Genomic DNA, 18,533 nt, shown 5'->3' on the forward strand with positions numbered 1-18,533 from the left:
CCACCATCATGACGCATCGTTACTGGGTCGTCGGCGGCGACTATGCCGACAGCCAATTCGCCAGGATCGTTCCAGGCACGGAAACCATCAGCGGCCCGTTCCCCGACGAAGTGCGGGCCCGCACCGAATGGCAGCGCCTGACCTTCCGCGATCGCTGCGCGGCGCTGACCCGTTACACCATCGCCGTCGAGCCGAGGCTCGCCAGCCAGTGAGCAGTGTCCTCGACCGTCCGCGCGCCGCGACCTCGCCCTCCCCGGTGGCGCGCGGCGGCGAGGTGCTCACCAACGAGGCCCTAGAGCTCGTCGCCGAATTGCACGACCGGTTCGACGGCACGCGCCGCCGGTTGCTGTCCGAACGGCTCGACCACCAGGCGCGCTACGACGCGGGCGACTGGCCCGATTTCCGGGCCGACACGCAGGCGATCCGCGACGGCGACTGGCGCGTCGGCGCCATTCCCGCCGACCTGCTCGATCGCCGCGTCGAGATTACCGGCCCGACCAACGCCAAGATGGTCATCAACGCGCTCAACTCGGGCGCGAAGGTGTTCATGGCCGACTTCGAGGATGCCACCGCCCCGACTTGGGCAGAACTGGTCCAAGGACAGCTCAACCTTAAGGATCGCTGGGCGGGCACGCTCGCCTTTGCCGATCCCGTCAGCGGCAAGCATTATGCGCTTGCCGACACGCCGGCGGTCCTGATCGTCCGACCGCGCGGCCTCCACCTGCCAGAGCGACATCTGACGGTCGCCGGCGAGATGGTCGCCGGCGCCTTCGTCGACGCCGCGCTCTACCTCGCCAACTGCGCGCAGGCCGCGATCGACGCCGGCAGCGGCCCCTATTTCTATTTGCCCAAGCTCGAATCGATGGAAGAAGCGGCGCTGTGGAGCGAAGTGCTCGCACATTGCGAAGAACGTCTCGGGCTCGCGCCCGGCACGGTGAAGGTCACCGTCCTCATCGAAACCCTTCCGGCCGCGTTCCAGATGGACGAGATACTCTACGCGCTGAAGGAAAATATCGTCGGGCTCAACTGCGGGCGCTGGGACTATATCTTTTCCGCCATCAAGCGGATCGGCCGGTCGCCCAACTGGCTGACGCCCGACCGCGCCGCGATGACGATGGATAAGGCCTTTCTCGCCGCATACTCCCGGCGGCTGGTCGGCACCTGCCATCGCCGCGGCGCCTTCGCCATGGGCGGCATGTCGGCCTTCATTCCGGTCAAGGGCGACGAGGCCGCCAACGCCGCCGCCTTCGCCAAGGTCCGCGCCGACAAGGATCGGGAGGTCGCACAGGGCCACGACGGCACCTGGGTCGCCCATCCCGCGCTCGTTCCGGTCGCGATGGAAGCCTTCGCGGGCCTGAAGGATTCGAACCAATTGTCGTTTGTTTCCGGTGAACTGCCCGACCGCCATATGATGCTCGCAGTGCATACCGGCCCGCGCACCGAGGCCGGTGCCCGCGAGAACATCCGGGTCGCAATCCAATATATTGCCGCCTGGCTAGGCGGGCGCGGCGCGGTTCCGCTCTACAATCTGATGGAGGACGCCGCGACCGCGGAGATTTGTCGCGCGCAACTGTGGCAGTGGCTCAAGTTTGAGGCATGGCTCGATGACGGCTTCCACTACAGCCGCGACCTGTTCGAGCATTGGCACCAGGAGGAGGTGCTGGCGCTGGGCGACCTGCCGTACCTGATGGAGGCCGCCAAGTTGCTATACCGCCTCGTCACGGCTGACGAATTCGAGGAATTCCTGACCCTTCCAGCGTACCGCCTGCTCGGTTAATAAGGCGCCATGGCGCAGCATTGGCCTGAACTCAGCCACGCCCGCGACGGCGAGACCTTCGCCATCCTTCATCTGGCAACCCAGATGCTCGGCAAGCTTCGGGTCGCCCATGCACCATGGGTCAATCATGGCTGGCACGCGACCCTGCATCCTGTTGCCGAGGGTTTGGCGATCGAGCCCATCGCATCGCAGGCCGGCAATTTCACCTTGACGCTCGACCTCGCGCGCCATGCCATCGTGCTCCACGTCGGCGATGGCGAGCGCGACCTGTTGCCCCTGGACCTGGGAAGCATCGCTGCAATCCACAAGAACCTTATCGCGATGCTCGAATCGCACGGTCTTCCGGCGACTTTCCACGGCAAGCCAAACGAGATCGAGAATGCCGTCCCGTTCGCGGAGGACGCCGCGGCGCGAACTTACAATCCGGATTCCGCCGAGCGCCTTCATTCCGCCCTGGCCCGCATCGAACCGGTGTTCGAGCGATTCCGCGCCGGCTTCACGGGCAAATGCAGCCCGGTCCATTTCTTTTGGGGCAGTTTTGATCTCGCCGTTACGCGCTTTTCCGGGCGGAAGGCGCCGCCACACCCCGGCGGCGTTCCCGGTCTGCCCGACCGGATCGCTCGCGAGGCGTATAGCCACGAGGTGTCGAGCGCCGGCTTCTGGCCGGCCGGAATCGTCGATGCCGAGCCGTTGTTCTACAGCTACGCCTATCCTGAGCCTCCGGGCTTCCGCGACGGAGACGGTTCGCCTGGCCGATTCGATACGGCCCTTGGCGAGTTCGTACTTGGGTATGCCGAGGTGCGCTCCGCTTACGACCCGGAAGCGGCGCTACTGGCTTTCCTCAATCACACCTATGCCTTGGCAGCTGACCTCGCCGACTGGGATCGCGAGGCGTTAGAGCGAACGCCGCTTCCGCCGCAATGAAAAGGGCGCCGCCGTTGCCGGCAGCGCCCTGATCCCCACCCCGAAGGGCTAGCGGCGTTTACGCAGCCTTCTTGTCGAGTGCTGCCTTCGCCTGTGCGATGATCGCGCTGAACGCTTCCGCCTCGTGCATCGCGATGTCGGCCAGGACCTTCCGATCGAGGTCGATGTTCGCAAGCTTGAGCGCGTGGATGAACTGACCGTAGGTCAGGCCTTCGGCGCGGACTGCGGCGTTGATTCGCTGGATCCACAGGGCGCGGAAGCGCCGCTTCTTAACTTTGCGATCGCGATAGGCGTACTGCCCGGCCTTTTCGACGGCCTGGCGGGCGATTCGGATCGTGTTCTTGCGACGGCCGTAATAGCCCTTCGCGCTCTCCAGGATCCTCTTGTGCTTTGCGCGGGTGGTAACACCCCGTTTGACGCGTGCCATTGTTCAACCGCTCCTTTACTTGAGGCCGTAGGGAGCCCAGCCCACGACGCGCGCCTTGTCGGCATCGCTGAGGACTTCGGTTCCACGGTTCTGGCGGATGTACTTGGCATTGTGGCTGATCAGGCGGTGACGCTTGCCGGCGACGCCGTGCTTGATCTTGCCAGAAGCGGTCATCTTGAAGCGTTTCTTGACGCCGCTCTTGGTCTTGAGCTTGGGCATTTTCGTCTCCTTGTAGCCCGCAACGGGGCGACGTTATCGAACTGCCACGGCAGCCCTTACTGGCCGGGCCGTTCTGATTTCCATGAATTTGGAAAGCGGCCGCGCCTATAACAGAGAGCGAACGAAAGGCAAGTCAGTCGAACAGGCTGGAGACGCTCGATTCGTCGGCAATCCGGTGGATCGCCTCGGCGAACAGCGGCGCGATGGAGAGCCGGCGGATCTTGCCTTTCGGGTCGTCCGGTTCGCCCGGGAAAATGCTGTCGGTCACGACCAACTCGCCGAGCTCAGATCCCTGCACGCGCGCCGCCGCGCCGCCGGAAAGCACGCCGTGGCTGCAATAAGCGACGACATCGGTCGCGCCTTGCTGCTTGAGGGCCGCAGCCGCGTTGCACAGCGTTCCCGCCGAATCGACGATATCATCGACCAGGATGCAGCAGCGCCCGGAAACGTCGCCGATGATGTTCATCACTTCGGATTCGCCGGCCCGCTCGCGCCTCTTGTCGACGATCGCCAGCGGGGCGTTGTCGAGTCTCTTCGCCAGGCTTCGCGCGCGAACGACGCCGCCGACGTCCGGCGACACGACCATCAGTTCCTTGTTCCCCAACCGCTCCTTGATGTCGGCGGCCATCACCGGCGCTGCCCAAAGGTTGTCGGTTGGAATATCGAAGAAGCCCTGGATCTGTCCGGCATGGAGATCCATGGTCAGTACCCGGTCAGCTCCCGCGGTGGTGATCAGGTTGGCGACCAGCTTGGCGGAGATAGGCGTTCGGGGACCGGGCTTTCTGTCCTGCCGGGCATAGCCGAAATACGGGATGACGGCGGTGATCCGCTTGGCAGAGGCGCGCCGAAGCGCGTCGGTGCAGATCAAAAGCTCCATCAGATTGTCGTTGGTCGGGTAGCTGGTCGACTGGATGACGAAGACGTCCTCGCCGCGAACATTCTCATTGACCTCGACGAACACTTCCTCGTCGGCGAAGCGGCGGACGCTCGCTTCGGTAAGCGAAATCTGAAGATAGTCGGCGATCGCCTTGGCGAGCGGCAGGTTGGAGTTGCCGGCCAGCAATTTCATCGTCGTCCCCTTAGGCGGTTCGCGGCATCCTCTAGCGACGCATTGCGTTGGGCGGAAGGGCAGCCCTAAGGACAAATTGCATGACCGACCGACTGACCATCGCCTTCGCCCAGCTCAACCAGCGGGTCGGCGACCTTGCGGGCAACGCGCAAGCAATGCTCGAATGGCGCGCCAAGGCCCAAGGCGCCGACCTCGTAGTGTTCCCAGAACTCCAGTTGACCGGCTATCCGCCGGAAGACCTTGTCCTGAAGCGCGAGTTTGTCCGCAGGACTATGGAACAGTCCGAGCGGCTCGTCGATTCGACGGCAGGAGGCGGCCCGGCGATCCTGTTCGGGTCGATCCATCATGAGGACGGTCTCGACTATAATGCGGTGTTGCTTGCGGAAGAGGGAAAGCTCGTTGCCCGGCGGCTGAAGCACGAATTGCCCAATTACGGCACGTTCGACGAGAAGAGGGTATTCGCCCATGGACCCCTCCCGGATCCTGTCGAATGGCGCGGCGTGAAGCTCGGCGTGCCGATCTGTGAGGACATCTGGCAGGAAGCGGTTCTCGCCCATCTGGCCAAGGCCGGTGCGGAGATCCTGCTGGTTCCCAACGGCAGCCCGTACGAGCTCTACAAGGACGACCTCCGCCAGCGCATGGTCATTCAACGCGTGATCGAGACCGGCCTTCCTCTCGCCTACCTCAATCGTGTTGGTGGGCAGGACGAATTGGTGTTCGACGGCTCCAGCTTCATCGTCAACGACGATGGCGAGATTCCGGTGCAGATGCCCGACTGGCAGGAAGCGCTGTGGCTGACCGAATGGGAGCGCAACGCTAATGGCTGGCACTGCGCGACGACCCGCCATCACAAGCTGAGCCCGTTTCCCGAAGATATCTACATGGCGATGGTCGTCGGCCTCCGCGACTATGTGACTCGAAACGACTTTCCTGGCGTGATCCTCGGCCTAAGCGGTGGGATCGACAGCGCACTGTCGGCCGCCGTCGCGGTCGATGCACTTGGCGCCGACAAAGTGTGGGGCGTGATGATGCCCAGCAAATACACGTCGGACGAAAGCCTTGAAGATGCAGCGGAAAATGCGCGGATGCTGCGCTGCCGCCATGACGTCATCCCCATTGTCCCGGGTGTCCAGGCGCTCGACGAAATGCTCGGTGACCCGCAGGGGCTGACGGCGGAGAATATCCAGTCGCGCCTTCGCATGGTGACCCTCATGGCGCTCAGCAACACCCACAGGCAGATGCTGCTGACCACCGGCAACAAGAGCGAAATGAGCGTCGGCTACGCGACCCTTTACGGCGACATGGCTGGCGGCTACTCGGTCCTGAAGGACGCCTACAAGACCACGGTTTTCGCGCTATCCCGCTGGCGCAATGGAAACAAGCCTGTTGGCCTGCTCGGCCCCGATGGACCGGTCATGCCGCAACGTATCATCGACAAGCCGCCCTCTGCCGAACTTCGGCCGGGCCAGAAGGATGAGGACAGCCTTCCGCCTTACGACGTGCTCGACCGGGTACTCGAGGCGCTGGTCGAGAAGGAGCTGTCTGTCGCCGAAGCGGCAGAAGCGACGGGCGCCGACCCCGCACTCGTAGCGGACATCGAACGTAAGCTTCTCCGCGCCGAATATAAGCGCCGCCAGGCCCCGCCCGGGGTCAAGATCGGCACTCGCAACTTCGGCCGAGATCGCCGGTATCCGATCACCAACGCCTTCCACACTGGAAACTGACAGCCGATTTGCTTTTCGCCCCCAGTGGACAGATAGCAGCACCATTATTTCGGAAACGTCACGATGGGGTGGGGCATGTTCCACGCGGTGCGTCTGTGGTGGAGCGGTGGTCGCGGTAAGGTCACCTTCCGTCTGTTCCTGTTCGAATTCATCGTGGTCGTGGCCGGCGTTCTGACGGCACAGTCGCTCGCCAACTGGGTCAGCGCCCGCCACGAAGACCGCGCGATCCGGGAGGAGAACGAGCGCGTCCGTTACGAGATCGGGCGCGCTCGACAGGTGGCCCGAATCTGGATGAAAGCCGCGCCTTGCCTGCTTGAGCGCGTGGATACCGTTATCCGGAGATCCTCGTCGGCCGGAGTGCTGGACGACGGCCAGTCCGCGACGCCCTTGTTCATTGGCTATACGGTGGAGCCGCTGAAAGAGGACATGCGCCGCGCCTTCGGGGAGCGTTTCGGCGTTGCGCAGGTAGATAACTACGCCCTCGTTTCCACGACGGCTCAATCGATCGGAGATTCGTTCAACCTGGTCCGCCTCGGCTGGGACCGTTTCGCGCTCATGGATTCGTCGCTCGGGCCCGTGACCCAGGCAGATCGCGCGACAGTCAAGGATGCCGCAATCCAGGTCCGCGCGCATCTTCAAAGGATCAAGTATCGCGTCGGATGGATCGAGAGCACCGCGGAACGGCTCGGCATTCCGGCGCAAACATCGAATGCGAACATGGGCTCGGCCCAGCCCGTCGCGGATTGCGACCAAATCTGGCGATCCGGGCGTGTCTGGCAAGAGGGCTCCTAAGCGTGCTTGCGACGATGTCGTTGGCGATCATGATTTATGCCGGCCTTCACGCACTAGTTTAGGCTCGCTAAGGCAACGGCCATATGGCCGCCATTACCCGCTTCGCGCCGTCTCCGACCGGCAAGCTTCACGTCGGCAACATCCGAACGGCGCTTCATAATTATTTGCTCGCCGCCAAGCATGGCGGGAAATTCCTGCTGCGGATCGACGACACCGATCTCGAACGGTCGAATGAAGAGCATGTCGCGTCGATCGTCGCCGATCTCGACTGGCTCGGGCTTATCCCCAATGCGGTCTATCGCCAGTCGGAACGGTTCGACCTTTATGAGCGCGAATTCGAGAAGCTGAAGGCCGCGGGCAGGGTCTACGCCTGCTACGAAACACCGGAAGAACTGGATCTACGCCGCAAGGTCCTGCTCGGCCGCGGATTGCCGCCGGTCTACGAACGGAAGCCCGAAGGCCATCCGGTGCCGGAAGGCGTCGCACCGCACTGGCGGTTCAAGCTCGACCACGATGCCATCATCGAATGGACAGACCTTGTTCGGGGGCCGCAGCATTTCGATCCCAAATTGATCAGCGATCCGGTCATCCGCCGCGCCGACGAAAGCTGGCTCTACCTACTCCCGAGCGTCATTGACGATATCGACCTCAAGATCACTCATGTCCTGCGCGGCGAGGACCATGTCACTAACAGCGCCATCCAGGTACAGATGTTTCTGGCGCTTGGCGCGGAGCATCCTGTTTTTGCCCATGCCGCCTTGTTGGTCGCCCCCGAAGGCAAGCTGTCGAAGCGGCTGGGCTCCAGCGGTGTGGAAGAGTTGCGAGCGGCGGGGATCGAACCGATGGCCATCAACAGCCTGCTCGCTCGCCTGGGCACGTCGCAGCCGGTCGAGGCAAAAGCGACCCTTGGCGAGCTTGCGCTCGGGTTCGACCTTTCCACCTTCGGCCGCGCACCGGCCCATTTCGACCCGGCGGACGTGGAGCAGGTTAACCGCAAGCTTCTCCACCACCTCGATTACAGCGCCGTTGCCGATCGCCTCCCCGAAGGCGTCGGGGAGGCGGAATGGGCGCTTCTCGCTGGCAACATCGATCATCTCGGTGAGCTCGATGGCTGGCTGACAGTGCTCGATGGGGACGTAGTCGTACCGCCACTTGAAGATGATGATCGCGCATTTCTCGCCCAGGCGGCCGATGCTGCGGAAGCCGTCGACTGGTCTGGCGAAGTCTGGACCGAGCTCGCCGCTGCGCTGAAGGATAGTACCGGCCGCAAGGGCAAGGCCCTGTTCCGGCCGCTTCGGCTTGCTCTGACGGGGCGCGAATCCGGGCCGGAGATGGCGCCGATGCTCGCTCGCATCGGGCGTGAGCGAAGTATTCGCCGTTTGCGCGCCGCAGCCGGCCGAGGCTAGCGAAGCGCCTCCCCGGTCCCTATGTTCGCGGCGATGCCCGTTCTCCCACCGATTCACGGCCCGCGAGCCGCATTCGGCGACCTGGCCGCATTCCTCCGGCAGCGCAGCCGCGAGCAGGTGATCGGCGCGACCCTCGCGGTCCTCATCACGATCATCATCCTCATCCTGTTTTTCGTCGATTCGAAGATCAACACCGCTCCGCCAGCCAAGATGGTCGTGGTCGAGCTATACGATTCTAATCGTACCGACGCGGAGATCATTTCCGATCAAAAGCGCGACCAGGCCGAGCTCGAACGCCGCAAGGCCGAGAGCCGCCGTCAGTTCCAGGAAATCCAGAATCAGCTCGGAATGGAGTGATCCGGCAATGATCGCCGAAGCCATCGCGCTCGGCGAAGCGGCGCGCGGCTCGACTGCGCCCAATCCGAACGTCGGCTGTATCGTCGTCGCAGACGGCGTGATCGTCGGGCGCGGAGCCACGGCGCCCGGTGGCCGCCCGCATGCAGAGGCCGTTGCTCTTGCAGAAGCCGGCGACAAGGCGCGCGGGGCCACGCTGTATGTCACTCTTGAGCCGTGCGCCCACCTCAGCGAACGGGGCCCGGCGTGCGTAGACCTCATCGTTTCGTCGGGCATAGCGCGGGTCGTCGCCTCGCTCGAAGACCCCGATCTGCGCACGGCCGGTCGGGGCTTCGGTCGCCTTCGCGAGGCCGGAATTCATGTATCGGTCGGCGAGGGCGCGGTCGATGCCCGCGCGAGCATGGCCGGTTACCTAACCCGCCTTCGCCTCGGCAGGCCGCGCGTAACGCTAAAGCTGGCGCTGTCGATTGACGGCAAGATCGCGCTCCCGTCCGGCGAATCGAAGTGGATCACCGGCGAGGATGCTCGCGCCCATGTTCATCTCGAACGCGCGCACAGCGACATGATCCTCGTAGGCCGCGGCACCTATCTCGCCGACAGGCCAAGCCTGGACGTTCGCCTCCCGGGCCTCGAGGAACGCTCTCCGCGACGCGCGTTGCTGACCGGCGGCGACGCGGTCGAAGGCTGGGAAATCCTTAGATCTCCGCAAGATGTCTTCAGACTTCATGACGTCAACGACCTTCTGGTCGAAGGCGGATCGGCGACTGCGACGGCATTCCTGGCCGCCGATCTCGTCGACCGGATCCTCATCTACCGCGCACCGATCATCGTCGGCGAAGGAAAGTCGAGCTTCGGCTATGTCGGGCTCGATGCCATCGCCGACGCCCACGGACGCTGGGAACCGCGCGACGGCCGCACGCTTGGAATTGACCGGCTCGAAGTTTACGAGCGGGTCGCGGAGGAAGAGGGCTGATGTTCACGGGTATCGTCACGGAAGTCGGCAACGTTCGCGAGGCGCGCGAGGATGGGGATCTGCGGCTGACGGTCGCAACCGCTGCCGACCTGTCGGACGTGGATCTCGGCGCTTCCATCGCCTGCTCCGGCGTGTGCCTGACGGTAGTCGGCAAGGGCGATGACTGGTTTTCGGTCGATGTCAGCAACGCCACGCGCGACAAGACCGTGCCGGATCATTGGCAAGCCGGCGCCAGCCTCAACCTGGAGCGCGCGCTGAGGCTGGGCGACGAGCTTGGCGGGCATTTCGTCACCGGTCACGTCGACGGAGTTGCGGAAGTCATCGCAATTCGTCCCGAGGGCGGCTCGATGGAGGTCGAATTCGCGGCCGAACGGCGCCTTGGCAAGTTCATTGCCTGCAAGGGGTCAATCACGATCGACGGCGTTTCGCTGACCGTCAACGAGGTAAGCGATAACCTGGGGGATGGCACGACCCGTTTCACGGCCAACATTATCCCTCACACCGCCGATCACACTACCCTGGGGTCCTTGGCGCCGAACCATCGCGTCAATTTAGAGATCGACGTCCTTGCGCGTTACCTCCAGCGCCTAGAAGATTCCCGCCGCGAATGTGATTGATCTCTCTGGAGTATCACATTTTGATGTGATAACGGCCCCGCAATATGTCTACTGATCTCATCGAGCGGCTCGAGGCCGTCATCGCCACGGGTGAAATCAGCAGGTCCGGACTCGCGCGGGCCGCCGGCCTTCACCCCAACAGCCTTCGCAAACTTGGGCATGGCGACTGGAACCCGACCGCGGACACGCTCTTAAAGCTGGAAAAGCTTCTTCAGCGCGGCACAACGGACGTCCTTGTCGGCCCTGAGCGGATTATCGATGAGGCGCGCAACGGGCGGATGTTCATATTGGTCGACGATGATGACCGCGAGAACGAGGGCGACCTTGTCATCCCGGCGCAAATGGCCACGCCCGACGCGATCAACTTCATGGCCCGCCACGGCCGCGGCCTGATCTGCCTCGCTTTGACCAAGGAGCGGGCGGATGTCCTCGGCCTCCAGCCGATGGCCCGGACCAATGAAACGCGCCTTGAAACTGCCTTCACCGTTTCAATTGAGGCACGAGAGGGGGTGACGACCGGCATTTCGGCTGCGGACCGTGCGCGGACCATCGCCGTCGCCATCGATTCCGCCAACGGGCCGGACTCGATCTGTTCGCCGGGCCACGTCTTCCCGCTCGTCGCCCGTCCCGGCGGGGTCCTCGTCCGCGCCGGCCATACCGAGGCAGCGGTCGACGTGTCGCGCCTCGCCGGTCTCAATCCATCCGGAGTGATCTGCGAGATCATGAGCGAAGATGGCACGATGGCGCGGCTCGACGGGCTGATGGAATTCGCGCGCCATCACGGTCTCAAGATCGGCACGATCCGCGATCTCATCGCCTATCGCCTGAAAAAGGATCACATGGTCGAGCGCGTGTCGGAAACGGCTTTCACCAGCCGCAGCGGCAGGCCGTGGACCGCGCAAGTGTTCCGCGACAAGGCTAGCGGCGAAGAGCAGCTCGCGCTCGTCCATGGCGCAGTTCATCCCGAGGAGCCGACTCTCGTCCGAATGCATTCGATCGACCTGTTCGCCGACCTGCTTGGCGAGCAAGGGGCCCGCTCGGGCCTGCTCGACGGGGCGATGGCGATGATCGAGGCGGAGGGCTCGGGCGTGGTCGTCGCGCTTCACGCCGCCGCGCCGGGATCGCTGAGCCGGGCGACCGACCTTCGTTCGGGAAAGCCCTCGCCTTCCTCGCCCGAACTCCGCGGCTATGGCATCGGCGCCCAGATTCTCGCCGCCCTTGGAATCCACGACATGGTCCTGCTCAGCAACACCCGCCACTCGCCAGTCGGGCTCAGCGCCTACGGCCTCGCCATCGTCGAGGAACGCCCGATCCAGATGTCGGCGGACTGACGATGGCTCGTGTCCTGATCGTCGAAGCGCGCTTTTACGCCCACCTGAACGACATGCTGCTGGAGGGGGCTCGGGCAGCGCTCGACGCGGCAGGGCATAGCCACGAAACCCTTACGGTACCCGGCGCGCTCGAGGTACCTGGCGCAATCGCACTCGCAGCGGAAAGCGACCGGTACGATGCGTTCGTCGGGCTTGGCGTCGTCATTCGGGGCGAGACGTGGCATTTCGAGATCGTCGCCGGCGAGAGCGCACGAGGAATCATGGCGTTGACCATGGACGGCCTTCCAGTCGGCAACGGCATCCTTACGGTCGAAAACGAGCAGCAGGCGATCGCCCGCGCCGATCCCACGCAGGGCAACAAGGGCGCCGGCGCCGCCGAGGCCGCGCTCGCATTGCTTGAGATCAGGAACCGTTTTGGCTGACGCTCAGGCTGCTTGGCCCAGCTTCGGATAATCGACGTAGCCCTGCGGCCCCGATGTGTAGAAGGTGTCGACGTCCCAGCGATTGAGCTCGGCGCCGGCCCGCAGTCGCTCAACCAGGTCGGGATTGGCTATGAATGTCCGGCCGAAGCTGATCGCATCGGCGATACCCTCATCCAGCCTGGCCTGCGCGCTTTCGAGCTTGTAATCGCTATTGAGGACGATCTTGCCGCTGAATACGCGCCGCATCGATGGCGATGCCGGTTGCTGATCAGTGGCCCGGAACGTCGATTGCGGTCCCGGCTCGCGAAGCTCGATCCAAGGAATGCCGACCCGCTCGAGTTCGGCAGCGGCCGCCGTGAACAGGGCGATATGATCGGGATCGTCGCAGCCGTTGACCGCGCCGTTGGGCGACATTCTCACGCCGACGCGATCAGCGCCTATCTCCGACACGATCCGCTCGGCGACTTCGCGAAGGAATCGGACCCGGTTGGCGATCGGGCCACCGTAATCGTCGCTTCGGTGGTTGGACGATGAACGCAGGAATTCGTCGATCAGATAGCCGTTTGCGCCGTGGATCTGGATCCCGTCGAAACCCGCGGCAATCGCATTGCGGGCGGCGCGCCCATAATCGTCAAGGACGCGGGCGATGTCTTCGCTCGTGGCTTGGCGTGGTTGCTCGAAGGGTCTTTTTCCTTCGTAGCTGTGCGCTTCACCCGGCGGCGTGATGGCCGATGGCGCCAGCGGCCGCTCGTGGGTGACGGCGGAATGCACCATCCGCCCCATGTGCCACAATTGCAGCACCATCCGTCCGCCGCGCTTGTGAACAGCCTCGGTGACTGGCTTCCAGCCTTCGACCTGTGCATGGTTCCAGATTCCGGGCGCCCCCGGCCAACCGAGACCTTCCCGACTTATCCCCGTCGCCTCGCTGATGATCAGGCCGGCGTCGGCGCGCTGGCTGTAATATTCGGCCATGATCGGGGTTGGAACCGCCTCACGGGTCGCCCGCCCACGAGTCAGCGGGGCCATCAGAATGCGATTCGGAAGGTACAATGCCGGGGTTAGGTCGATGGGGTCGAACAGACTGGGCATCGCCATCCTTTCTGCTAGTGGCGCGTCATGGACGACGTGGCCGCAAGCCGACAAATAGTTTCAAAAGGAAACGCTACAAGTCCGCACCCCCTGGCGTTCCTTGCCTTGCTGCTGGGCAATGTGGCCCTTGCCACCGGTCCGTTCCTCGTTCGCAATAGCGGCGTCGGGCCGATCGCGGCGGGCTACTGGCGGCTTGCCCTCGCAATTCCCTTCCTTTGGGCCATCGCCGTCGCCGTGAAGCAGCCAATTCACTGGCCCTCGCGCAAGCTGGTCATTGCGGTGTTCATCGCTGCCCTCTTCTTCGCCGCCGATCTTGCCGCCTGGCATGCCGGAATCCTTCTGACCAAGCTTGGCAACGCCACCTTGTTCGGGAACATCTCGTCCTTCCTGTTCGCCGCTTGGGGTTTGTGGCTGGTCCGCAAATGGCCCACGCCGGTGCAGGCGCTGGCGTTGCTCCTCGCGGCGGTCGGCTGCGCCCTGCTGATGTGGGGCAGCGCCGAGCTCTCCGCGGCCCACCTTCGCGGCGATATGCTCGCCGCGCTCGCCGGCCTGCTTTACACCGGCTATCTGATTGGGGTCGAACGCGCCCGCGGAACGCTCCAGGCCCTGCCGTTGCTGTTCCTCGCCAGCCTGTTCGGTGCGCTGATGCTGCTGCCTGCGGCGCTGGTCGCCGGGGAGCGGATCGTTCCCACGGACTGGACCGCCCTTTTCGCGCTCGCTTTGTGCAGCCAGGTGCTCGGCCAAGGCCTGCTGGTCTACGCGCTTGGCCAGGTGCCGCCCCTTGTGGTCGGGATCGCGATGCTGACCCAGCCGGCGCTGTCGGCTTTTCTCGGCTGGCGGTTCTACGATGAGCGGCTGACCCTGCTTGACTGGTGCGGTGCGATCCTGATTGTCGCCGCGCTCGTGCTGGTGCGCTTGCGCCGCCCGGTCGAGAAGTCCAGTGAGATCCAATGATGACTGAGCCCACTCCGCTCCAGCTTTTGCGCGAGCAGCTTGCGTTGTCCGTTGGGGAAAACGCGGTTTTCGATGGATGGTCGGTCAAGGCCGTCGATGCTGCGGCGGCGCAGGCCGGGATTGATTCGGCCAAGGCGCGGCTCGCTTTCGGAAAGGATTCGGCCGCAATGGTCGAAGCCTATGTCGGGGCAATCGATGCAGCGATGGCCGAGGCATTTCCACCTGAGAGAATTGCGGCGATGAAAATCCGCGATCGGATTACCGAGCTTTTGTGGTTCCGGTTCGAAACGATGCTCACGGCGCGCGAGGCCGTTCGTTCGGCGCTTAGGATCCTGGCGATGCCGCAAAATGCGCTACGCGGGGCGAAGCTGGGCTGGCGCAGCGCCGACCGGATGTGGCGCCTCGCGGGCGACACGGCGACCGATTTCAACCATTACACCAAGCGGATAACTCTTGGCGGAGTTTATGCCTCGACATTGCTGGTCTGGCTCGACGACCAAAGCGACGGGCTCACCGAGACACGGGCGTTCCTCGAACGCCGGATCGCCGACGTGATGCGCTTTGAAAAATGGAAGGCTCAGATGCGCGGTAACGACATCCGCCGGCCCAGCCTGACCCGCTTCCTCGGACGATTGCGCTACCCGCCGGCCTAAGCCCTTCCCAATCGCCTCCGTTATTGATAATCAGTCGCAATATGACGGAGGCGACGTCCCTTGAATCCCTTCGCGTCGGAATACCGGCGCGAATTGGTCAAATCGACTGGAATGCGCTCGACCCAGCCTGTGCGGGCCGTCTTCGCGATTTCGGCTTCGATGAGGGCGTAACCGTCGAATCGCTTCATCAGGGGCCGTTCGGGCGCGACCCGATGGCGGTTCGAGTCGGCCGGATGATCGTCGCCATTCGGCGCAGCCACGCCCGCGCAATCCGGGTGATCCCAGCGGCATGATCCAAACCACATCGGTGGCGGTCGTCGGCAATCCCAATGCCGGCAAGAGCGCCCTGTTCAATGCGCTCACCGGTGCCCGCCAGAAGGTAGGCAACTATCCCGGCGTAACGGTCGAGCGCCACGTCGGCCGGCTTACCCTTCCCTCGGGTCGCCCGGTCGAGCTGATCGACCTTCCGGGGGCCTACGGCCTCGATCCGATGAGCCCGGACGAAGCGGTGACGCGCGACGTACTGCTTGGCCGGCAGACCGGCGAGCGCCTGCCCGAAGCGATCATCATCGTCGTCGACGCTTCGAACCTCGACAATCACTTACGATTCGCTCTGCAACTGATCGCGCTGGGGAGGCCCACGGTCGTCGCTCTGAACATGATCGACCTCGCCAAGCGTGACGGGCTGGAACTCGATGCCTCAAGGCTCTCGAAGGAACTCGGGGTGCCGGTAGTCGAAACCGTTGCCGTCAGGAAACGCGGGCTCGGCGTCTTGCTCAAAGAGCTGGAATCTCAGCTCGATTCGCAGCGGGCTGTTGCCGGCGACGCTCTTCCACCCGGCAGTTCGATCGAACTTCACAAGCGCGCGCGTCAAGTCGCCTCGGCAGCGATCCTCAGCGAAACGCCGGTTCGAAGGATCACACACCAACTGGATTCGGTGCTGCTCCACCCGGTGGCCGGCCCGCTTCTCCTTGCGGCGATCATGTTCGTCATGTTCCAGGCGGTGTTCGCCTGGAGCGCCGTTCCCGCCGATGCACTCGAAGCGGCAGTGGTCGGTGCGGCCGGCTGGATTGGCAATGCGCTTCCGGACGGTGCCCTGCGTTCGCTCGTCGTCGACGGAATCTTCGGCGGGGTCGGCGCCGTAATTGTCTTCCTGCCGCAGATCGTCATCCTGTTCCTGTTCATCCTAGTGCTCGAAAGCAGCGGATACATGGTCCGCGCAGCCTTCATCATGGATCGGTTGATGAGCAGCGCCGGACTTTCCGGCCGTTCGTTCATCCCCCTTCTGTCGAGCTTCGCCTGTGCCGTTCCCGGCATCATGGCGACACGGACCATCGACAATGAAAAGGACCGGCTGACGACCATACTCGTCGCACCGCTGATGACCTGCTCGGCGCGCCTTCCGGTTTACGCGCTTATCATCGCCGCTTTCATTCCGGATCGTGACGCGGTGCCCGGGATCGGTCTTCAAGGGCTTGTCCTGTTCATCCTCTACGTCTCGGGGATCGTCTCGGCACTGATCGCGGCCCTTGTCATCCGCCGAACCAAGGTTCGCGGCAGCGGCGGCCTGTTCATGATGGAATTACCGAAATACCAAATGCCGCGCGTCAAGGACGTCGCGATCGGCTTGTGGCAGCGCGCCCTGATCTTCCTGAAGCGCGCCGGAACCATCATCCTCGGCACGACGATCGTGCTTTGGGCCTTGGCCAGCTATCCTCACGCGGGGCCGGGCGAGAAACAGTCCGAAGTGTCCATTGCCGGAAAGATCGGAACGGCCATCGAAGTCGTCGTAAGGCCGATCGGCTTCAATCACGACATCGCCCTGGCGCTTTTGCCGACGATGGCCGCGCGCGAAGTTGCGGTCAGCGCCATCGGCACCGTTTACGCCCTCGATGCGGATGAGCAGGACCAACTCCAGACTCTCGAGCAGCGCCTCGCCGGGCAATGGAGCCTGGCAACCGCTCTCGCCTTTCTCGCCTGGTTCGTCTTCGCTCCGCAATGCATTTCGACCATTGCCATCACACGTCGCGAAACCAATAGCTGGCGTTGGCCCGGCTTCATGGTCGCTTACCTGTTCGCGCTCGCCTATCTCGCCGCCGGAATGACCTATTGGACGGCGGTTGCGTTCGGCCTCGGCTAGGGTCTAACGCAGGCTCCAGACACGAATATAGGAGAGTGAAATGGCGGGCGTGAACAAGGTGATCCTGGTTGGCAATCTGGGCGCCGATCCCGAGGCCCGCACGCTCAACAACGGCGGCGAGGTCGTCAACATGCGCATCGCCACGTCGGAGAACTGGAAGGACAAGGACGGCAACCGCCAGGAGCGGACCGAGTGGCACAACGTCGTTATCTTTAACGAAAACCTCGGCCGGGTCGCCAAGAATTACCTTCGCAAGGGCTCCAAGGTCTATGTCGAAGGCCAAATCCAGACCCGCAAGTGGACCGATCAGTCGGGCAATGATCGCTACACCACCGAAATCGTTCTCCAGCGCTTCCGCGGCGAACTCGTCCTGCTCGACAGCCGGGGCGAGGGCGGTTCGGGAGGTGGCTACGGCGGCGGAGGCTTCAATCAGGACGAGGGCTTCGGCGGAGGCTCGCGTCCCCAGCAGCGTCCTCAGCCAGCCGCGTTCGACACCGACCTCGACGATGATGTGCCGTTCTGAGGACTGCGCGGCAGCGCTGAGCGGGGCGCACCCTCTTAAAAACTAGGCGCCATCGCCCTTATCGCGCTTGAGCGCGGCCAAGGCCGCGAACGGCCCCGCCTCCTCTTCGCTGATCACACCCGCCTCGTGGAGCGCAACGGCAGCGTTAGGGCCGCGCGGAAAGGGATCCAGCGCCAACGCCAGAGTATCGACCAAAGCCTCGCCGAGCGGAATGACCGCACCGTCGTGGAAAACAGTGTCGAGGTCGTTGGCACGAAGCTCAAGCTCCTCGTCCGGGCGGACTTTCGGCTCCGGCATGAAATGGAGCTCGAACGGCTCGTCGACCCGTGTTCGGAGCGGCTCGCCGGTCGCGACGCAGGATTGCTCCAAGCTAGCCTTGAGCCGGCCTATCGCTTTCACCCGGTCGCCGTCGCGCTCGAGCATTGCATGGGCCTGCAGCGCGCCGATCACGGGAAGATTCAGGCGATTGGCGATCGAGGCGCATTCCTCAGGCTCGGCGACAAGGTCTATCCGGTCACCGCCCCGGATTGCGGCGATCGGAAGCGCCAGCGAGAACCGCTCGCTCACGCTGCCAACCCTTCCGCCAGCTCTTCATCGGACATGCGGAAGAGCTGTTCCTTCCATTCTGCGAGGAGGATCTTCGCCGCTCCCTGGTGTGAAATTTCAGGGTCCTCACCCCGATAGAGGCTGGAGCGGATCGCCGAATTCCAATCGCCGCCGTCCAGTGCCGAGCGCCACTTGGCGATCCGACCAGACAGCCCCGTGATAAGATTGCGCACAGTCTTGCCGAGCGTCGGGTCGCCGAGCCCGCTTTCGCGCAGCTGGACGTCGAGATCGCTCACTAGCAACTCCGTCAGGCGGGGCGACAAAGCGGCTGCAGATTCGCCACCCGCGCCTAGGCGGATGTCCGCGATCGCCAGCAAGGTCGCAAGCACGCAATAGCGGCCGTCGAGAGTATCGGGCACGCCGGCGTCGCGGTACCAGCCAGGCTGGCGCGCCGCTCGGACGACGGACTCGTACAGTGCCGTGGCCGGATTGACCTCTTGTTTGCGAAACAGGGACAGGACCATTCAGCTTCCTTTAAGCGCGACCGGGCTTTTCCTCCGCCAGCCGCTTCGCTATCGCATATCGATCCGCGG

At 63.9% G+C, this 18,533-nt stretch carries 22 protein-coding genes; 16 read left to right on the plus strand and 6 right to left on the minus strand.

What is annotated here, in order from left to right; translation table 11 throughout:
- Positions 1–8 precede the first annotated feature (8 nt).
- From G7076_RS11660 to G7076_RS11670, 3 genes are read left to right on the plus strand one after another with little or no spacing between them, the layout of a single operon-like run.
- Positions 9–212: a hypothetical protein gene (locus G7076_RS11660; RefSeq protein ID WP_166203048.1), complete on the plus strand. Its 204-nt coding sequence runs from the start codon at positions 9–11 to the stop codon at positions 210–212.
- Positions 209–1,777 (plus strand): malate synthase A, encoded by a 1,569-nt coding sequence (aceB, locus tag G7076_RS11665; RefSeq protein WP_206367540.1) that lies wholly within the window; start codon positions 209–211, stop codon positions 1,775–1,777. Before G7076_RS11660 ends, aceB begins: the two co-directional genes overlap by 4 nt.
- Positions 1,778–1,786: 9 nt before the next feature.
- Positions 1,787–2,701, plus strand: a complete 915-nt coding sequence (locus G7076_RS11670) for a DUF5996 family protein (RefSeq protein WP_166203052.1) — start codon at positions 1,787–1,789, stop codon at positions 2,699–2,701.
- A gap of 58 nt (positions 2,702–2,759) precedes the next feature.
- Here G7076_RS11670 and rplT read toward each other — a convergent pair whose 3' ends face one another.
- The 3 genes from rplT to G7076_RS11685 all read right to left on the minus strand — a co-directional run bounded on the left by rplT (position 2,760) and on the right by G7076_RS11685 (position 4,416).
- Entirely contained in the window at positions 2,760–3,128 is a 369-nt protein-coding gene (gene rplT, locus G7076_RS11675; protein ID WP_166203054.1) for a 50S ribosomal protein L20, read from the minus strand.
- Between the two features lie 15 nt (positions 3,129–3,143).
- On the minus strand, positions 3,144–3,347 hold the full coding sequence (gene rpmI, locus G7076_RS11680; protein ID WP_166203055.1) for a 50S ribosomal protein L35: 204 nt from the start codon (positions 3,345–3,347) through the stop codon (positions 3,144–3,146).
- 133 nt (positions 3,348–3,480) lie between these two features.
- Positions 3,481–4,416, minus strand: a complete 936-nt coding sequence (locus tag G7076_RS11685; protein ID WP_166203057.1) for a ribose-phosphate pyrophosphokinase — start codon at positions 4,414–4,416, stop codon at positions 3,481–3,483.
- An 80-nt stretch (positions 4,417–4,496) separates the two neighbouring features.
- On the opposite strand from G7076_RS11685, the gene G7076_RS11690 reads away from it, so the two are divergent.
- The 8 genes from G7076_RS11690 (at position 4,497) to ribH (ending at position 12,035) form a co-directional block, all read left to right on the plus strand.
- Positions 4,497–6,140 carry an NAD+ synthase gene (locus tag G7076_RS11690; RefSeq protein WP_166203059.1) on the plus strand — a complete coding sequence of 548 codons (1,644 nt, stop codon included), beginning with the start codon at positions 4,497–4,499 and terminating at the stop codon, positions 6,138–6,140.
- A 75-nt stretch (positions 6,141–6,215) separates the two neighbouring features.
- Positions 6,216–6,932, plus strand: coding sequence for a hypothetical protein (locus tag G7076_RS11695; RefSeq protein ID WP_166203061.1), 717 nt, complete (start codon positions 6,216–6,218; stop codon positions 6,930–6,932).
- Positions 6,933–7,015: 83 nt separating this feature from the next.
- Positions 7,016–8,338, plus strand: coding sequence for a glutamate--tRNA ligase (locus tag G7076_RS11700; RefSeq protein WP_166203063.1), 1,323 nt, complete (start codon positions 7,016–7,018; stop codon positions 8,336–8,338).
- 33 nt (positions 8,339–8,371) lie between these two features.
- Positions 8,372–8,695: a hypothetical protein gene (locus G7076_RS11705; RefSeq protein WP_166203065.1), complete on the plus strand. Its 324-nt coding sequence runs from the start codon at positions 8,372–8,374 to the stop codon at positions 8,693–8,695.
- A gap of 7 nt (positions 8,696–8,702) precedes the next feature.
- Positions 8,703–9,665, plus strand: coding sequence for a bifunctional diaminohydroxyphosphoribosylaminopyrimidine deaminase/5-amino-6-(5-phosphoribosylamino)uracil reductase RibD (gene ribD, locus G7076_RS11710; RefSeq protein ID WP_166203067.1), 963 nt, complete (start codon positions 8,703–8,705; stop codon positions 9,663–9,665).
- Positions 9,665–10,282 (plus strand): riboflavin synthase, encoded by a 618-nt coding sequence (locus G7076_RS11715; RefSeq protein WP_166203069.1) that lies wholly within the window; start codon positions 9,665–9,667, stop codon positions 10,280–10,282. Before ribD ends, G7076_RS11715 begins: the two co-directional genes overlap by 1 nt.
- Positions 10,283–10,326: 44 nt before the next feature.
- Positions 10,327–11,613: a 3,4-dihydroxy-2-butanone-4-phosphate synthase gene (ribB, locus tag G7076_RS11720; RefSeq protein WP_166203071.1), complete on the plus strand. Its 1,287-nt coding sequence runs from the start codon at positions 10,327–10,329 to the stop codon at positions 11,611–11,613.
- 2 nt (positions 11,614–11,615) lie between these two features.
- Complete coding sequence (ribH, locus tag G7076_RS11725) at positions 11,616–12,035, plus strand: 6,7-dimethyl-8-ribityllumazine synthase (RefSeq protein WP_166203073.1); 420 nt, start codon at positions 11,616–11,618, stop codon at positions 12,033–12,035.
- 3 nt (positions 12,036–12,038) lie between these two features.
- Here ribH and G7076_RS11730 read toward each other — a convergent pair whose 3' ends face one another.
- Positions 12,039–13,124, minus strand: coding sequence for an alkene reductase (locus G7076_RS11730; RefSeq protein ID WP_166203648.1), 1,086 nt, complete (start codon positions 13,122–13,124; stop codon positions 12,039–12,041).
- Positions 13,125–13,151: 27 nt separating this feature from the next.
- Between G7076_RS11730 and G7076_RS11735 the strand changes: the two genes are divergently transcribed.
- The 5 genes from G7076_RS11735 to ssb are packed head-to-tail and all read left to right on the plus strand — an operon-like array spanning position 13,152 to position 17,394.
- Positions 13,152–14,078 carry a DMT family transporter gene (locus G7076_RS11735; RefSeq protein WP_166203075.1) on the plus strand — a complete coding sequence of 309 codons (927 nt, stop codon included), beginning with the start codon at positions 13,152–13,154 and terminating at the stop codon, positions 14,076–14,078.
- Positions 14,075–14,731: a COQ9 family protein gene (locus tag G7076_RS11740; RefSeq protein WP_240913799.1), complete on the plus strand. Its 657-nt coding sequence runs from the start codon at positions 14,075–14,077 to the stop codon at positions 14,729–14,731. The genes G7076_RS11735 and G7076_RS11740 overlap by 4 nt, the downstream gene beginning before the upstream one ends.
- Positions 14,732–14,772: 41 nt before the next feature.
- Positions 14,773–15,024, plus strand: coding sequence for a FeoA family protein (locus G7076_RS11745; RefSeq protein ID WP_166203077.1), 252 nt, complete (start codon positions 14,773–14,775; stop codon positions 15,022–15,024).
- The gene (locus G7076_RS11750; RefSeq protein ID WP_166203078.1) at positions 15,021–16,871 is read left to right on the plus strand and encodes a ferrous iron transporter B; all 1,851 of its coding nucleotides are present in this window, start codon (positions 15,021–15,023) and stop codon (positions 16,869–16,871) included. The genes G7076_RS11745 and G7076_RS11750 overlap by 4 nt, the downstream gene beginning before the upstream one ends.
- A 40-nt stretch (positions 16,872–16,911) precedes the next feature.
- Complete coding sequence (gene ssb / locus G7076_RS11755) at positions 16,912–17,394, plus strand: single-stranded DNA-binding protein (protein WP_166203080.1); 483 nt, start codon at positions 16,912–16,914, stop codon at positions 17,392–17,394.
- Positions 17,395–17,436: 42 nt separating this feature from the next.
- Here ssb and G7076_RS11760 read toward each other — a convergent pair whose 3' ends face one another.
- A complete protein-coding gene (locus G7076_RS11760) occupies positions 17,437–17,961 on the minus strand; it encodes a DUF177 domain-containing protein (RefSeq protein ID WP_166203082.1) in 525 nt (174 codons plus the stop codon).
- A complete protein-coding gene (locus tag G7076_RS11765; RefSeq protein WP_166203084.1) occupies positions 17,958–18,464 on the minus strand; it encodes a ubiquinol-cytochrome C chaperone family protein in 507 nt (168 codons plus the stop codon). Before G7076_RS11765 ends, G7076_RS11760 begins: the two co-directional genes overlap by 4 nt.
- Between the last annotated feature and the right edge of the window lie 69 nt (positions 18,465–18,533).

This window comes from Sphingomonas sp. HDW15A, assembly GCF_011301715.1.
Lineage (GTDB): Bacteria > Pseudomonadota > Alphaproteobacteria > Sphingomonadales > Sphingomonadaceae > Sphingomicrobium.

Bases quoted from the DNA above. Each gene is read 5' to 3' on its own strand.
- G7076_RS11660 (WP_166203048.1), top strand. From the start codon at position 9: ATGACGCATCGTTACTGGGTCGTCGGCGGCGACTATGCCGACAGCCAA.
- G7076_RS11670 (WP_166203052.1), top strand. From the start codon at position 1,787: ATGGCGCAGCATTGGCCTGAACTCAGCCACGCCCGCGACGGCGAGACC.
- rplT (WP_166203054.1), bottom strand. From the start codon at position 3,128: ATGGCACGCGTCAAACGGGGTGTTACCACCCGCGCAAAGCACAAGAGG.
- rpmI (WP_166203055.1), bottom strand. From the start codon at position 3,347: ATGCCCAAGCTCAAGACCAAGAGCGGCGTCAAGAAACGCTTCAAGATG.
- G7076_RS11685 (WP_166203057.1), bottom strand. From the start codon at position 4,416: ATGAAATTGCTGGCCGGCAACTCCAACCTGCCGCTCGCCAAGGCGATC.
- G7076_RS11690 (WP_166203059.1), top strand. From the start codon at position 4,497: ATGACCGACCGACTGACCATCGCCTTCGCCCAGCTCAACCAGCGGGTC.
- G7076_RS11695 (WP_166203061.1), top strand. From the start codon at position 6,216: ATGTTCCACGCGGTGCGTCTGTGGTGGAGCGGTGGTCGCGGTAAGGTC.
- G7076_RS11700 (WP_166203063.1), top strand. From the start codon at position 7,016: ATGGCCGCCATTACCCGCTTCGCGCCGTCTCCGACCGGCAAGCTTCAC.
- G7076_RS11705 (WP_166203065.1), top strand. From the start codon at position 8,372: ATGCCCGTTCTCCCACCGATTCACGGCCCGCGAGCCGCATTCGGCGAC.
- ribD (WP_166203067.1), top strand. From the start codon at position 8,703: ATGATCGCCGAAGCCATCGCGCTCGGCGAAGCGGCGCGCGGCTCGACT.
- G7076_RS11715 (WP_166203069.1), top strand. From the start codon at position 9,665: ATGTTCACGGGTATCGTCACGGAAGTCGGCAACGTTCGCGAGGCGCGC.
- ribB (WP_166203071.1), top strand. From the start codon at position 10,327: ATGTCTACTGATCTCATCGAGCGGCTCGAGGCCGTCATCGCCACGGGT.
- ribH (WP_166203073.1), top strand. From the start codon at position 11,616: ATGGCTCGTGTCCTGATCGTCGAAGCGCGCTTTTACGCCCACCTGAAC.
- G7076_RS11730 (WP_166203648.1), bottom strand. From the start codon at position 13,124: ATGCCCAGTCTGTTCGACCCCATCGACCTAACCCCGGCATTGTACCTT.
- G7076_RS11735 (WP_166203075.1), top strand. From the start codon at position 13,152: ATGGACGACGTGGCCGCAAGCCGACAAATAGTTTCAAAAGGAAACGCT.
- G7076_RS11740 (WP_240913799.1), top strand. From the start codon at position 14,075: ATGATGACTGAGCCCACTCCGCTCCAGCTTTTGCGCGAGCAGCTTGCG.
- G7076_RS11745 (WP_166203077.1), top strand. From the start codon at position 14,773: ATGACGGAGGCGACGTCCCTTGAATCCCTTCGCGTCGGAATACCGGCG.
- G7076_RS11750 (WP_166203078.1), top strand. From the start codon at position 15,021: ATGATCCAAACCACATCGGTGGCGGTCGTCGGCAATCCCAATGCCGGC.
- ssb (WP_166203080.1), top strand. From the start codon at position 16,912: ATGGCGGGCGTGAACAAGGTGATCCTGGTTGGCAATCTGGGCGCCGAT.
- G7076_RS11765 (WP_166203084.1), bottom strand. From the start codon at position 18,464: ATGGTCCTGTCCCTGTTTCGCAAACAAGAGGTCAATCCGGCCACGGCA.